Source organism: Schaedlerella arabinosiphila (assembly GCF_003885045.1).
GTDB classification, from domain to species: Bacteria; Bacillota; Clostridia; order Lachnospirales; family Lachnospiraceae; genus Schaedlerella; species Schaedlerella arabinosiphila.
In genome coordinates this window covers 2,941,331-2,955,978 of record NZ_RHJS01000002.1, presented here as the reverse complement: position 1 = coordinate 2,955,978, position 14,648 = coordinate 2,941,331, and the positions used below count along the sequence as shown (strand labels likewise).

Genomic DNA, 14,648 nt, shown 5'->3' with positions numbered 1-14,648 from the left:
TTCTGTCAATAGAAATTTTTCCTCTTCTTTTCTAAAATAAGCTCATAAACGCAAGGCGCCCGCGTATATGAAACCTGCAATAGATTAAACAATAAAGGAGAGTTATCAAAATGAAAATTGGATTTATCGGACTTGGAATTATGGGAAAACCTATGAGCAAAAACCTGATCAAGGCAGGTTATGAATTGGTGGTCTGCAACAGAAGCCGTGACAGTGTAGAGGAAGTGGCGGCCCTTGGGGCTGAACCGGCGGACAGCCCGGCGGACGTGGCGTCCAAATGCCAGGTGATCATCACCATGCTTCCCAATTCCCCCCATGTGCGGGAGGTCTGCCTGGGAGAAAAGGGAATCCTGGAAACAGCAGAAGCGGGTACGATTGTGATCGACATGAGTTCCATTGACCCGGTAGAGTCCAAAGCCATCGGGGCGGAGCTGGCGAAGAAGGATATCCACATGATGGACGCGCCGGTCAGCGGCGGGGAACCCAAGGCCATCGACGGCACGCTTTCCGTGATGGCGGGCGGCGCGAAGGAAGATTTTGACAAATATTATGACCTCCTGATGGCAATGGCCGGTTCCGTTGTGTATGTAGGCCCCCTGGGCTCCGGAAATGTGGCCAAGCTGGCAAACCAGGTGGTCGTGGCAGTCAATATTGCCGCAGTCTCTGAAGCACTGACGCTGGCGGTGAAGAGCGGCGCGGACCCGGAGCTGGTCTATCAGGCAATCCGGGGCGGGCTGGCAGGCTCCACCGTGATGGACGCGAAAGCCCCCATGATGATGGCCCACAACTTCAAGCCCGGCTTCCGCATCGAGCTCCACATCAAGGACTTGAACAATGCCCTGAACGCGGCCCATGCCGTAAGCGCTCCGGTGCCCTTTACCTCCCAGGTGATGGAGATCATGCAGGCGCTCAAAGCAGACGGGAATGAGAAGGACGACCACAGCGCGATCGTAAAATATTATGAAAAGATCGCGGATGTATCGGTGGAGAAAAAATAGGAAAATCACGGCTCAAAACCGGATTGTGTATTTGCCGCCGGAGAGGTGGTGCATGGGGCGAAAACCGTGGTCCATGCGGAGGCGGAGGCAAAGAAAACGGCGGCAGCTATGATGCGTTATAAAGAGAGCAAGTAAAAAGCGAGACGACTATGATGCGTTATGATAGAGAGCAAGTAAAAAGCGAGAGAGCTATGATGCATTATAAAGAGAGCAAGTAAAAAAGAACAGAAGAGGTGGGAATATGAGTGAATCAACACGAATGATGATCGGTTTGATCCTGGGGATCGTGATCATGGTGATCCTGGTATCAAAGACAAAGGTACATACATTTATCGCGCTGCTGGCGGCATGCTGCATCGCAGGAATCATCGGGGGCATGCCCCTGGTAGACGTGACACTGGAGGATGAGTCCAAGATCACTGGACTGGTGACGGCCATCCAGGACGGATTCGGAAATACATTGAAAAGCACCGGCATCATCATCGGCTTAGGCGTGATGATGGGCGGCATCCTGGAAAAATCCGGGGCGGCTGAACGGATGGCGTACTCCTTTATCAAGGCGGTAGGCAAGAAAAAAGAAGAATGGGCACTGGCGATCACAGGATGGTTCATCTCCATCCCGGTATTCGCGGATTCCGCCATCGTGATCTTCGCCCCCTTATGCAAAGCCATTTCCAAGGTGACCGGAAAATCCCTGATCGGACTTGCGCTTGCCATGGCAGCCGGGCTCCAGCTGACACACTGCCTGGTTCCGCCCACACCCGGCCCGACCACCGCGGCCAGCATGCTTGGCGTTGACGTGGGCCAGATGATCATCTTCGGCGCCCTGATCTCCATTCCGATGCTCATCATTGCGGTGCTGTACTGCCAGAGGCTGGGAAAGAAGATCTACCAGATCCCGACAGACGACGGCGGTTTTGAAAGAAAAGAATTTAAACAGGAATACATCAAATCCATGGAAGAGCTGGACAGCATGATCGGACAAAAGGAACTTCCGGGTCTGTGGATGTCCATTGCCCCGATCGTGATCCCGCTTGTCCTGATCCTTTCCAACACGATCCTGGGAATGGCAGGCATGAAGCTTGCGGTCCTGTCCTTCCTCGGCTCTCCGATCATCGCTCTTGCCATCGGCACCCTGCTTGCGATCTACGGCCTGATGGCGAAGGATGACACCAAAGAAGTCCTGGGGATCATGGACGATGCCATCAAGAGCACCGGCATCATCATGCTGATCACAGGGGCCGGCGGTTCCCTTGGAAATGTGATCAAAGTCAGCGGCATAGGCGATGCCCTGGGCGAAGCGGTGATGGCGCTTCCCCTGCCCGCAATCCTGATCCCGTTTATCATTGCGGCGCTGATGCGGATCGCCCTGGGCTCCGCAACGGTGGCCATCACCACAGCGGCATCTCTTTCCGCTTCCCTGATGGGCGTGATCGCGGTAAGCCCTCTGCTGATGGCGATCTCCTGCTGTGTAGGCGCGATTTCCTTCTCCTACTTCAATGACAGCGGGTTCTGGGTATGGAACGGAATGTTCGGCGTGACTGAACTGAAAGACCAGATCCGGTGCAAGACGGCAATCTCACTGATCATGGCCGGCGTTGGTATTGTAGAACTGTTGATATTATCCATCTTTATGCATTAAGATATAGGAGGAGAACCGGATTATGAATACAGATTTTTTAAAAGGCGTGATCGTGCCGATCATCACACCGATTGATGAAAACGAGCTGATTGATGAAACAGCCCTGCGGGAGCAGGTGGATTATGTGATCGAGGGCGGTGTCCACGGCATCCTTGCGTTTGGCAGCAACGGCGAATTTTATATGATCGAAGAGGATGAGATGGAACGGGGTCTGAAGATCATGGCGGATCAGGCAGCGGGCCGTGTGCCGGTCTACTTCGGAATCGGAGCCATCAGCACCAGAAAATGTGTCCGCCTGGCCAGGATGGCGGCGGCAAACAAAGCGGCAGGGATCTCCGTGCTCCAGCCCATGTTTTTGAAGCCTACGGAAGCGGAGCTGTTCGGACATTTCAAAGCCATTGCGGACGCGGTGCCGGATACCCCGGTGCTGCTGTACAACAACCCGGGCCGGGTAGGCTATACCATGTCCGGAAACCTGGTGGACCGGCTGGCCCATGAAGTGAAAAATATTGTGGGAATGAAGGACACCAGCGGCGATATGACCCAGACCTCGGAATTTATCCGCAGGACCCGGGATGTGGGCTTCAAGGTGTTCGGGGGCAAGGATACCCTGCTGTACGCGTCCCTGTGCCACGGGGCGGTAGGCGGCGTATGTACGGCAGGCAACTTCATGCCGGAGCTGATCACGGAGATTTACAACAAATACGCGGCAGGCGATCTGGAAGGTTCCCTGGAAGCTCAGTTCAAGCTCAACCCGGTCCGCCTGTCCATGGATGGGGCCAGCTTCCCGGTTGCGGCAAAGGATATGGCAAATCTGCGGGGAAGAAACGCAGGCCTGCCCTATACGCCCAGCCTGCCTACCCCGGAGGGGCCGGTGCTGGATAAGATCAAAGCGGAGATGAAGCAGGCGGGGCTGATCTGAGGAACGATCTGAGGAAGCCTGGCTCGCTGCTTCGCGGGAATAAAGAGATTCAGAACAGAAGGCCAGTCAAAACGGCGGTCTGCGGACCGTACAACAAAAAATTCGGAAAGGAACGTAAGATGATGAGAAAAATCGTAAAAATGGAAGTTTACCCGGTAGCCGGAAAAGACTGTATGGAATTGAACTTAAGCGGCGCCCACGCGCCTTATTTTACAAGAAATATCGTGATCCTTCACGCGGATAACGGAGATACGGGTGTGGGAGAGGTTCCCGGCGGGGAGAAGATCACGAAGGCCCTGGAGGAATGCATTCCTCTTGTAGAAGGAACCAACCTGGCCGAGTACAAGAGCACTTTGTTAAAAGTAAAGAGGCACCTGGATTCCAAGGGCGAGGAGGACGTCCGCGGAGAGCAGACTTTTGACCTGCGCACCGGTGTCCACGTGATCACCGCCATTGAAGCGCCCTGCCTGGACCTGATGGGAAAGATGCTGGGAGTTCCGGTCTGCGAGCTGCTGGGCGACGGACAGCAGAGAGACAAGGTGCGCATGCTGGGTTACCTGTTCTTTGTGGGAGACCGCAAAAAAACAGACCTGCCCTATGACGAAGAGCCGGACGCGGACTGCGAATGGTACCGGATCCGCCACGAGGAAGCCCTGACTGCGGACAAGATCGTAGCATTTGCAAAGGCGACAAAGGAAAAATACGGATTCCAGGATTTTAAGCTGAAAGGCGGAGTCCTTGCGGGAAATGAAGAGATGGACGTGATCCGCGCCATGAAAAAGGAATTTCCGGACGCAAGGATCGACCTGGATCCCAACGGCGGCTGGCTTCTGGAGGAAGCGGTGGAATATGTGAAGGGCATGAAAGGCATCCTGACCTACTGCGAAGACCCCTGCGGGGCGGAGGGCGTATACTCCGGACGTGAGGTGATGAGCGAATTTCGCAGGAGGACCGGATTCCCGACTGCCACCAATATGATCGCCACGGACTGGCGGCAGGTGGGACATTCCCTGGAATCCCAGGCAGTGGATATCATCCTTGCAGATCCCCATTTCTGGACCATGAGCGGCTCTGTGAGAGTGGCCCAGATGTGCCATGATTTCGGCTATACCTGGGGATCACATTCCAACAACCACTTTGACATTTCCCTGGCTATGTTCACCCAGGTCGGGGCGGCCGTACCGGGCGAGTACAACGCGCTGGATACCCACTGGATCTGGCAGGAGGGCTTAGAGCGTCTGACAAAAGAACCGCTGCAGATCATCGACGGCTGCGTGGCGGTTCCGAAGAAGCCGGGACTGGGAATCGAAGCGGATATGGAGCAGATCAAAAAGGCACACCAGCTCTATCTGGACAATTGTCTGGGCGGAAGGGATGACGCAGTGGGAATGCAGTACCTGATTCCGGGCTGGAAGTTCAATCCGAAGAAGCCCTGCCTGGTGAGATAAAAAGATTCTAAAATATCCATTGGAAAAACGGACGGCATCGTGTATATTTATTAGTAAGAACATTCGCCGCGTTTTACGGTCCTCCTGCGGCAGGCGGGCGGTCCGGGCGAACAGAAAACAGATCCATCTGTGCGGCTGCGAATCCGACAAGTCATTTCCATTGCAATGAATTGCATGTCAACGACCGTCGGATTGCAGCCGCACAGCCGGAAACAGATTGAAAAAACAGGAGATCAGGCCATGGCCAGAATTGCGATTTTGCTGCCATATGAGGATATGGCGGAGACGGCGCGGAAGGTGATCCATGAAAATCATTATGAAATCGACTATATCAAGGTCATTGAAAGCGAAAATGCCGTAAACGAAGCCAGGATCGCTGCGGAGCAGGGGGCGGATATCATCATTGCCCGGGGCTATCAGGCGCAGCTCATCAAGGAATATACCAACATCCCGGTGGTGGAAATGCGTTTCCACGCCCAGGAGATCGGATTGCTCCTGCAGCGTGCGAAAAGACTCTCCCACAAGGAGCGCCCGGTCATCGGTCTGATCGCGTTTGAAAATATGCTCTGCGACCTGTCCCACATGGAGGAATTGTTCGACGTCCGGCTTCGGATCGCCTATGTGGAACGGATCGAGGAGGTGCCGGATCTCCTTCACGGCATGAAGAAGGAAGGCGTGGACTGCGTGATCGGCGGAGACACGGTGAACCGGGAGGCAGAAAAGATCGGCTGTCTGTCCATCAAGTTCAAGGCCACCGGGGAATCCATCGGGGAGGCCATGGAACGGGCGAAAAATATGGCCTACGCAGTGGAGAACGAAAAACGGAACGCGGCCCAGTTTGAGACGGTGCTGGACACTTCCTTTAACGGGATCATCAAGATCAATTCCGCGGGCAGGATCATCGCCATCAACCGGCTGATCGAGAACCTGCTCGGAAAAAATATGGAAGACGTCAAAGGGGAGCTGCTCTACGATATGTTTCCGCAGATCGACAAATGGATCGTGGACGACATTCTGACCGGAGCCAGGGAAAACTGCTCCTCCTCCATTGAGGTGAGAGGCCGGAACTGGATGTTTCTGGCGGCGCCGATCCAGTTTGACGGCCAGATCACGGGAGCTATCTTGTCCCTCCATGCCATCACCGAGATCGTGCGCAAGGACCGGAAGCTGGCCAATGACATGCTGCTCCACGGATTCACGGCAGAGACTCATTTTTCCAATATCCATACGGAAAATAAAACTATGCGGAGGGTGTTGGAGACGGCCAGGGAATATTCACTGTCGGACAGCCCGGTGCTGATCTACGGGGAGACGGGGACGGAGTATTACCAGATCTCCGAGGCGATCCACAACAACAGCATCCGCAAGGGAGGCCCCTTCGTGAGCGTGAACATCAGCGGCCTGGAGGAGGAGAAGCAGATGGAGCTCCTGTTCGGCAGCAGGAACGGTACCCTGGGAACACATCCCCGGGAAAAAGGGGCGGTGATCCGGGCCAACCACGGCACGCTTCTGATCAAGGATATCGAGAAGCTGACCATACAAGCCCAGTACCAGTTGCTGCGGGTCATTCTGGACGGGGCGGTGAACCGCACCGACGCGCTTCCCATGGACAATATTGATGTGCGGATCATTGCGGCGGCTCAGAAAAATCTGCGGTACGGCGTGAACAAGGGGCTGTTCCAGGAAAGCCTGTTCTATGTGCTGCACGGGCTGACCCTGGAGATCCCGCCGCTGAACAGACGGAGCGAGGATCTGCGGTACTATATCGACAGATATTTCAAAGAATTTTGCAGGAAATACAACAAGTACCTGGTCATCACCGAGGGCGGATACGCGCAGCTTGCGCAGTTCTCCTGGCAGGGGAACAAGCTGCAGCTCAAAGCATTTCTGGAACGGCTGGTGCTGACGGCGAACAAGCGGAGCATTGCCGAGGGTACGATCCGAACGCTGTTCGGAGAGCTGTACCCCTATGTGGGGGAAGTGGGCGGAGAAGAAAAACTGGTGGTGTACAAGACGGAAGAGGCGGTGAAGATCAGCGAGCTTTTGAAAAAGCACCGGGGAAACCGGAAGCTGGCGGCGGAGGAGCTTGGGATCAGCACGACCACACTGTGGAGGAAAATGAATAAGTATGGGATCGAGTCCAAATTTGGAATGGATTAAGAAGGAACTGGCGAAAAAGAGGAAAACGCTGCTTCTGGCAGTGAAGATCGCGGTGGGAAGCAGCGCGGCGATTTATATTGCCCAAATGCTGGGCCTGGAGTACGCCATTTCCGCGGGGACCATCACGCTGCTGACGCTTTTGACTACCAAGTGGGAGACCGTCAGGCTGTCGGCATTCCGCCTGGTCACGTTTGCTGTGACGATCCTGCTGGCATGGGCCTCCTTTGCTCATATCAAGAGCATGTGGATCGGATACGGAGTCTTTATTTTCTGCGTCGTCCTGTTCGCAGAGGTTATGGGCTGGCGGGCCACCATATCGGTCAATTCCGTGATCGGCGCCCATCTGCTGACCAGCCGGGATTTTGGCATGTCCTTCGTGGAAAATGAATTTCTGCTCGTACTGATCGGGGTGGTGATCGCCTTTCTGCTGAACCTGTTCCAGAACAATGACAGGAATGAAAAGGATATCATCGCAAATATGCGCTACACGGAGGAACGGCTGCAGCAGATCCTGCGCCGGTTCGCACAGTATTTATCCCAGGAGGAGATTCCGGGAGCCGCAGACAGGGGAGCGAACATGGGTGCGGCAGGTTCTGCGCTGCAGGCAGGACAGGAGCAGGCTGCGGCGGACAACGGTTCGCGGGGAAAAATCCGGCAGGGCGGCCCTATGCCTTCCGGCAATCTGTGGGATGATATCATCCTGCTGGAGAAGGAGCTGCAGGGCTTCGTTCTGGAAGCATATGAATATCAGGAAAATACATTCCATTCCCACCCGGTTTATTACATCGATTACTTTGAAATGCGCTCCGACCAGTGCCATGTGCTCCACAACCTGCACTATGAGGTGAAAAAGATCCGTTACATACCGAAGCAGGCCGGGGTGGTGGCAGAGTACATGCTGTACCTGGCGGACTATGTGGTGGAGCGGAATGTCCCGTCCGCACAGATGGAAAAGCTGGAAGGCATCTTCCGGGACATGAAAAAGGAAGAGCTGCCCAAGTCCAGGGAGGAATTTGAAAACAGAGCGATCCTCTATCACATTTTGATGGATATGGAGGAATTTTTGGTCTATAAACAGCGGTTCGTGAGATCGCTGGATGAACGGCAGAAGAAGCTGTATTGGAAAGAAAAATGAGCGAAGATCATTGAGGAGACAGATCATGAAATCAAAAGAGATCATAAAGATCAAGGATATAGATAATGTGGCGGTGGCGGTCCATGACCTGAACGCAGGCACGGAGGTGCAGCCGGGACTGGTGCTGCTGGATGACATTCCCCAGGCGCATAAGATCGCCCTTGCGGACATTCCGGCAGGCAGAGAGATCATCCGGTATGGAGTCGTATTGGGCTATGCGAAGGCGGATATCCGCACCGGACAGTGGATCAACGAGCATATGCTGGACCTGCCGGAGAGCCCGTCCGTAGAAAATCTGGAATATGGGACCAACCTGGTTCCCATGGAGGAGCTGCCGGTTCCGGTCCGCACCACATGGATGGGATACCGGAACAAGACCGGCCCGGCAGGCACCAGAAATCTGCTGGGGATCGTGACCACTGTACAGTGCGCCGCAGGGGTATTGAAGGTTGCGGTGGATCAGATCAAAAGGGAGCTGCTGCCCAAATATCCGAATGTAGACGGTGTGGTTGCGGTGACCCATCCCTATGGCTGCGGTGTGGCCATCAATGCGCCCATGGCGGAGATTCCGATCCGGGCTGTCACCAATGTGATCCGCCATCCCAACTTCGGCGGGGAGATCATGGTGGTCGGCCTGGGCTGTGAAAAACTGACCTATGACAGAGTGCTCCCTGCGGAGGATATTACCCCGGAAAATGTGCTGACCCTGCAGGACTATGCGGGACACGACGCCATGATGAACGCGATCCTGGAGATGGCGGAGAAGAAGCTGCAGAAGCTGAATCAGAGACGGAGGGAAGAACTGCCCTTAAGCGACCTGCTGATCGGCATGCAGTGCGGCGGAAGCGATGCGTTTAGCGGGATTACCGCGAACCCCAGCGCAGGCTATGCGGCCGATATGCTGGTAAGAGGCGGCGGCACTGTGATGTTCAGCGAGGTAACAGAAGTCCGGGACGGGGTTCCCATGCTGGCGGCAAGATGCGTGAACGCACAGGTGCGGGATCGCCTGGCGGCAGAGATGAAGTGGTATGACGATTATCTGGAAGCCGGCGGCGTAGACCGGGATGCCAATCCCACGCCGGGCAACAAAAAAGGCGGCCTGGCCAATATCGTGGAAAAAGCGATGGGCTCCATCGCAAAATCCGGCACAAGCCCCATCGTGGAGGTCTTAAGCCCGGCGCAAAAGCCCGAAAAGCACGGCCTGATCTATGCGGCGACCCCGGCCAGCGATATTGTGTGCGGCCCCAGCCAGGTTGCCAGCGGAATCGGCCTGCAGGTCTTTATGACCGGGCGGGGAACTCCCTACGGACTGGATATCTGTCCGGTCATCAAAGTGTGCAGCCGCAATGAGATGAAGAACCACTGGTTTGATATGATCGACATTTCTGCAGGAGGTGTGGCAGCGGGAGAAGCGACCATCGCGGATGTGGGGACAGAGATCTTCCACATGATCCTGGATGTGGCAAGCGGGATCCGGGAACCCTACAGCGACCAGTACGGATTCCATAATGACATGTGTATCTTCAATCCGGCGCCGATCACCTGATCTGTGCGGATTGGTTTTAGGAGGAAACGATATGAAGGTCGTGATCGCAATCGATTCATTTAAAGGAAGTATGAGCTCCATGGAAGCGGGCTGCGCGGCGAAGGCCGGGATCGAAAGGGCCCGCGGTGCAGATGGAATTGAAAGAGCCTGCGGTGCGGACAAAATTGAAAGAGCCTGCGGCGCAGACAGAATTGTTGTAAAACCTCTGGCAGACGGCGGGGAAGGAACTACAGAGGCGCTGGTGGAAGGTCTGGGCGGGGAATATGTGACCGTTCCGGTAACCGGCCCGCTGGGAGAGAAAACGGAAGCCAGATACGGCATCCTGGGAGACAAAAGAACCGCCGTGCTGGAGATGGCGGAGGCTTCCGGAATCATTTTAATAAAAAGAGAAGAGCTGGACCCATCCAGAGCCACTACATACGGCGTAGGTGAAATGATCCTGGATGCGGTAGGCCGGGGCTGCCGGGAATTGATCATCGGGATCGGCGGCAGCGCCACAACCGAGGGCGGCGCAGGGATGCTCCAGGCCTTGGGCTACGAATTTCTGGACGGGGACGGCAATCCCATCCGGCCGGGGATCCGGGATCTGGACAGGATCGCGTCGATCACCGCAAAGCATGTGCCGGACGCATTGAAGGAATGCCATTTCCGCATTGCCTGCGACGTGAAAAATCCGCTCTGCGGCGACAACGGCGCGGTGTATGTGTTTGGGCCGCAGAAGGGGGTTAAGGAAGAAGAAAAACAGAGCTTTGACGAGAAGATGAAGCATTTTGCAGACAAGACACAGGAATTTACCGGCCAGGATCACAGGATGGCGGAAGGAGCAGGCGCCGCAGGCGGACTTGGCTTTGCGTTCTTAAGCTATCTTCCTAATGCGGAGTTACAGTCCGGGATTGATATTGTGCTGGACGCGATCCGGCTGGAGCAGGAAGTGAAGGACGCGGATATCGTGATCACCGGGGAAGGCAGGCTGGATTTCCAGACCGCCATGGGCAAGGTGCCGGTAGGCGTGGCCCGGCTGGCGAAAAAATACGGCGCAAAGGTGCTGGCATTTGCCGGAGGTGTCACAAAGGACGCGGGAGAGTGCAACGCTGCGGGGATCGACGCATTTTTCCCCATCGTCCGGGGCGTGACGACACTGGATGAGGCCATGGTTCTGGAGAACGCCAGGGAGAATATGGAGTTGTCCGTAGAGCAGGTGTTCCGGGCGCTGTCTGTGTGAATATAGAATCCCCCAACCCACTTGCCGAACCGCAGCCGGGAATCATTGTAAACAGGAGATGAAGAATATGGAATATATCACATTAAAAAATGGAGTATCGGTTCCGAAGCTGGGGTTGGGAACCTGGTATCTGGGGGAAAAGCTATCGGCCCGTGAGGAAGAGATCCGCGCCCTGCAGACCGGGATCGAGCAGGGAATGACACTGATCGATACCGCGGAAATGTACGGAAACGGCTTGGCCGAACAGCTGGTAGGGCAGGCCATCCGCAGCCTGGATCGGGAGAAGCTTTTCCTGGTATCCAAGGTACTGCCCCAGAATGCCGGAGAAAAGCGGATCCGCAGAAGCATCAACCACAGCCTGCGCCTGCTGCGCACGGATTATCTGGATCTGTATCTGCTCCACTGGCGAGGAAATATCCCGCTGCGGGAAACGGTAGAATGTATGGAGGAACTGGTCAGGGAAGGAAAGATCCGGGCCTGGGGCGTGTCCAATTTTGATACCGACGACATGGAAGAATTGTTCTCTCTTCCAGAGGGAAAGAACTGTCTGGTCAATCAAGTCCTGTACCATCTTGGTTCCCGGGGAATCGAGTATTCTCTGAAGCCCTGGATGGACGCCCACGATGTGGCCCTGATGGCATACTGCCCGCTGGCCCAGGCCGGGGAGCTGCAGAGAGGGCTTGTGGATCATCCGGTTCTGAAACGCATCGCCGCAGAGCATCAGGCTACGGTGCTACAGCTTTTGCTGGCATTCGTTCTGCAGCGGGAACATACGATCGCGATCCCCAGAAGCGGGAAGAGCGCACATGTGGAGGCAAATGCCGGAGCATTGGATATCCGATTCTCAGAGCAGGAACTGGCGGAAATAGATCAGGCATTTCCCGCGCCGGATCATAAGACGTATCTGGATATCGTGTGACAGAAAAATTGTATACAGGTTATCATTTTAATTTGGAGAGTATGGCATTCGTCATGCTCTTTTTCTTTCGGCGGAGTTGAAGAATGAGTAAAAAAATATTTGATTTTTGTGTTAAAATGTCAGATAATAATGAATAGTGGCGAATAGAATAGAGAATCTTATGGTAGATGAGCAGCCTGTTTTTTTGCGGGTTGGTAAAGGCGGGAGGGATATGGATATGTATTTTCTGGCACACCTGACCAATATTGACGGCGAGAGAAGGGAACAGGGTTTAAAAGAACACTGTTTTCAGGTTGCGGAATATGCTTCTGAAAGTATTGGAAATGCGAAATTATATCACACCGCGTATCTGGCAGGTCTATTACATGATATGGGGAAAGCAAAGTCGGAATTTGTGACATATCTGGAAGATGCATATCAGGGAAAAGAAGTGAAAAGAGGGAGTGTAAACCATACATTTGCTGGTGTTGTATGGCTACTTGAAAAATATCATAATACGACGATGGAGCGTATGGCGTGTGAAGTGATTGGCTATGCTGTTGGTTCCCATCATGGTATGTTTGATTGTGTGGATCTGGATGGAGAAAATGGCTTTTTGCATCGTTTGCAGAAAGACAGGGAGATTCTCTGTTACCAAGAAGCGGTAAATAATTTTTACGCAGAGATCGCGGAGGAAGATACTGTTGATGGACATTTTCAGATAGCGGTACAGGAGATAAAAGATTTTTTTGCTATCGCAAAAGAGGAATACCATTCGGATTCGAAAGAAGTTTTTTTTCAGATTAGTATGCTGATCAGAATGGTGCTATCTTCTGTTATTTATGGAGACCGAAGAGATACCAGTGAGTTTATGCGGCAGAGAAAAACTCCACAGGTCTCTACATCAGATTGGAAAAGCAGAAGAGCATATTTTGAAACGAAGTTGGGACAAATGGATTCGTCTACGACTTTGAATCAGGTAAGGCAATGTATTTCCGCGCAATGCCTGGAGGCGTCAGAAAGAATGCCGGGAATTTACCGGTTAAATGTTCCTACAGGAGCCGGAAAGACATTATGTACCTTGCGATATGCGTTAGCGCATGCAGAAAAATATAACAAAAAGAGGATTATATTTATTATTCCTTTGTTGAGCGTTCTTGACCAGAATGTAAAAGTAATCCAAGACTTCCTTCCAAATAAAAGTGAGATATTGGAACATCATTCTAATGTGATCAGGGAAAAGGAAAACGGTGAGGAAACAGACAGATATGAATTTCTGGCAGAAAGCTGGAATTTTCCTGTAGTGGTCTCTACTTTGGTTCAGCTGTCGGATATTCTTTTTTCGGATGGGACCTCGTCAATAGGGAGGATGCAGGCTTTATGCAACAGTGTGATTGTGATTGATGAGATTCAGTCACTGCCAAAGAAAATGACATTTATGTTCAATATGGCGATGAATTTTTTATGCCAGTATTGTAATGCAACGATCGTATTGTCTTCGGCTACACAGCCATGTTTTGAGGAGTTGAAATGGCCGTTGAAGCTTGCGGAAAATTCGGATCTGGTTAGGCTAAATAAGGAGCAGATGCAGGTCTTTCAGCGGGCAGAAATAATCCCTCACGTGGACGCTTATGGCATGGACAGGAATGAGTGTGCCGGCTTTTGTCAGGATAGGATGGAAGAGTATGATTCGCTTCTGGTAGTTTGTAATACGAAAGCAGAGGCAAGAACATTATTTCAAAATTTACAGGAAAAGGCAGAGATTCAGGGATGGAAGATATTTCATCTGTCTACGGCGATGTGTCAGGATCACAGGCAGAATGTGTTGAGGCAGTTGAGAGAAAGTCTGCATGCCGTACAGCAGAGTATTTCAAAAAATAGTGTTCAGCGTCAGAAAGTAATCTGTATTTCTACGCAGTTGATTGAAGCGGGAATTGATATTTCTTTTGCGTGCGTTGTTCGTGTTCTGGCAGGGATTGATAATCTGGCACAGGCGGCAGGAAGATGTAACCGAGGAAATGAATACGGACAGTTGGGAAAGGTATATTTGATTTATCTGAAGAATGAAAACCTAAGTATGCTGAAAGACATAAAACATGCCCAGGACAGTACCCGGAAAGTATTGGAGACCTGGGAAGCAGAAAAGGGATCATTGATCGAAGAAAAATCAGCCAGACAGTTTTACCGGTATTTATTTGAGGAAACAAAAGGGGAAATAAAATATCCGGTCATGGACTGCGGGATCAAGATTTATCTGGCGGATCTTCTGGCCAATTCCAACGGCAATGCCAGAAATGAAAAAAATAAAAAATTTGTTTTGCATCAGCCATTTAAATATATAGGAAAAACATTTACCGTATTTGATCAGAATACAATGGATGTTTTGGTTCCCTATGGACAGGGAGAGTATTTGATCCGTCAGTTGAAAATGATGGAAGAAGAGTGGTTTGATCTGGAAAAATACAAAGAGATTATGAGACAGCTTAAGAAGTATATGGTCAGCATTTATGAATGGCAAAAGAAAAAACTGGATGAGGCAGGACTCTTATATCATATTCTTGAAGGCAGGGCTAAAGTGCTTGACAGCCAGGCATATGACAGCTGCTTTGGCTTGATGGTTGTGGAGGAACAGGCGGTTGAACATTATATTTTATGAGTGGTTCAGGATAGAAGGGAG

10 protein-coding genes are annotated in these 14,648 nt (G+C 52.6%); all 10 read left to right on the top strand.

Going from position 1 to position 14,648, the window contains the following annotated elements; all coding sequences use genetic code 11:
• Window positions 1-110 precede the first annotated feature (110 nt).
• The 10 genes from garR (at window position 111) to cas3 (ending at window position 14,627) form a co-directional block, all read left to right on the top strand.
• Complete coding sequence (garR, locus tag EBB54_RS14255) at window positions 111-998, top strand: 2-hydroxy-3-oxopropionate reductase (protein WP_125127903.1); 888 nt, start codon at window positions 111-113, stop codon at window positions 996-998.
• A gap of 241 nt (window positions 999-1,239) precedes the next feature.
• The gene (locus EBB54_RS14250) at window positions 1,240-2,640 is read left to right on the top strand and encodes a GntP family permease (RefSeq protein WP_125127902.1); all 1,401 of its coding nucleotides are present in this window, start codon (window positions 1,240-1,242) and stop codon (window positions 2,638-2,640) included.
• Between the two features lie 22 nt (window positions 2,641-2,662).
• Window positions 2,663-3,562, top strand: a complete 900-nt coding sequence (locus EBB54_RS14245; protein ID WP_125127901.1) for a dihydrodipicolinate synthase family protein — start codon at window positions 2,663-2,665, stop codon at window positions 3,560-3,562.
• Window positions 3,563-3,681: 119 nt separating this feature from the next.
• Complete coding sequence (locus EBB54_RS14240) at window positions 3,682-5,010, top strand: enolase C-terminal domain-like protein (RefSeq protein ID WP_125127900.1); 1,329 nt, start codon at window positions 3,682-3,684, stop codon at window positions 5,008-5,010.
• A 240-nt stretch (window positions 5,011-5,250) separates the two neighbouring features.
• Complete coding sequence (locus EBB54_RS14235) at window positions 5,251-7,170, top strand: sigma 54-interacting transcriptional regulator (RefSeq protein WP_125127899.1); 1,920 nt, start codon at window positions 5,251-5,253, stop codon at window positions 7,168-7,170.
• Window positions 7,139-8,305 carry an aromatic acid exporter family protein gene (locus EBB54_RS14230; protein ID WP_125127898.1) on the top strand — a complete coding sequence of 389 codons (1,167 nt, stop codon included), beginning with the start codon at window positions 7,139-7,141 and terminating at the stop codon, window positions 8,303-8,305. The genes EBB54_RS14235 and EBB54_RS14230 overlap by 32 nt, the downstream gene beginning before the upstream one ends.
• Before the next feature lie 25 nt (window positions 8,306-8,330).
• The gene (gene garD, locus EBB54_RS14225) at window positions 8,331-9,851 is read left to right on the top strand and encodes a galactarate dehydratase (protein WP_125127897.1); all 1,521 of its coding nucleotides are present in this window, start codon (window positions 8,331-8,333) and stop codon (window positions 9,849-9,851) included.
• 31 nt (window positions 9,852-9,882) lie between these two features.
• The gene (locus EBB54_RS14220; RefSeq protein ID WP_125127896.1) at window positions 9,883-11,073 is read left to right on the top strand and encodes a glycerate kinase family protein; all 1,191 of its coding nucleotides are present in this window, start codon (window positions 9,883-9,885) and stop codon (window positions 11,071-11,073) included.
• 67 nt (window positions 11,074-11,140) lie between these two features.
• The gene (locus tag EBB54_RS14215; RefSeq protein ID WP_125127895.1) at window positions 11,141-11,992 is read left to right on the top strand and encodes an aldo/keto reductase; all 852 of its coding nucleotides are present in this window, start codon (window positions 11,141-11,143) and stop codon (window positions 11,990-11,992) included.
• Window positions 11,993-12,203: 211 nt separating this feature from the next.
• Complete coding sequence (cas3, locus tag EBB54_RS14210) at window positions 12,204-14,627, top strand: CRISPR-associated helicase Cas3' (RefSeq protein ID WP_162307142.1); 2,424 nt, start codon at window positions 12,204-12,206, stop codon at window positions 14,625-14,627.
• Window positions 14,628-14,648 lie beyond the last annotated feature (21 nt).

What these genes read in the sequence shown, in the direction of transcription:
- garR (WP_125127903.1), top strand. Translation starts at nt 111, where the DNA reads ATGAAAATTGGATTTATCGGACTTGGAATTATGGGAAAACCTATGAGC.
- EBB54_RS14250 (WP_125127902.1), top strand. Translation starts at nt 1,240, where the DNA reads ATGAGTGAATCAACACGAATGATGATCGGTTTGATCCTGGGGATCGTG.
- EBB54_RS14245 (WP_125127901.1), top strand. Translation starts at nt 2,663, where the DNA reads ATGAATACAGATTTTTTAAAAGGCGTGATCGTGCCGATCATCACACCG.
- EBB54_RS14240 (WP_125127900.1), top strand. Translation starts at nt 3,682, where the DNA reads ATGATGAGAAAAATCGTAAAAATGGAAGTTTACCCGGTAGCCGGAAAA.
- EBB54_RS14235 (WP_125127899.1), top strand. Translation starts at nt 5,251, where the DNA reads ATGGCCAGAATTGCGATTTTGCTGCCATATGAGGATATGGCGGAGACG.
- EBB54_RS14230 (WP_125127898.1), top strand. Translation starts at nt 7,139, where the DNA reads ATGGGATCGAGTCCAAATTTGGAATGGATTAAGAAGGAACTGGCGAAA.
- garD (WP_125127897.1), top strand. Translation starts at nt 8,331, where the DNA reads ATGAAATCAAAAGAGATCATAAAGATCAAGGATATAGATAATGTGGCG.
- EBB54_RS14220 (WP_125127896.1), top strand. Translation starts at nt 9,883, where the DNA reads ATGAAGGTCGTGATCGCAATCGATTCATTTAAAGGAAGTATGAGCTCC.
- EBB54_RS14215 (WP_125127895.1), top strand. Translation starts at nt 11,141, where the DNA reads ATGGAATATATCACATTAAAAAATGGAGTATCGGTTCCGAAGCTGGGG.
- cas3 (WP_162307142.1), top strand. Translation starts at nt 12,204, where the DNA reads ATGGATATGTATTTTCTGGCACACCTGACCAATATTGACGGCGAGAGA.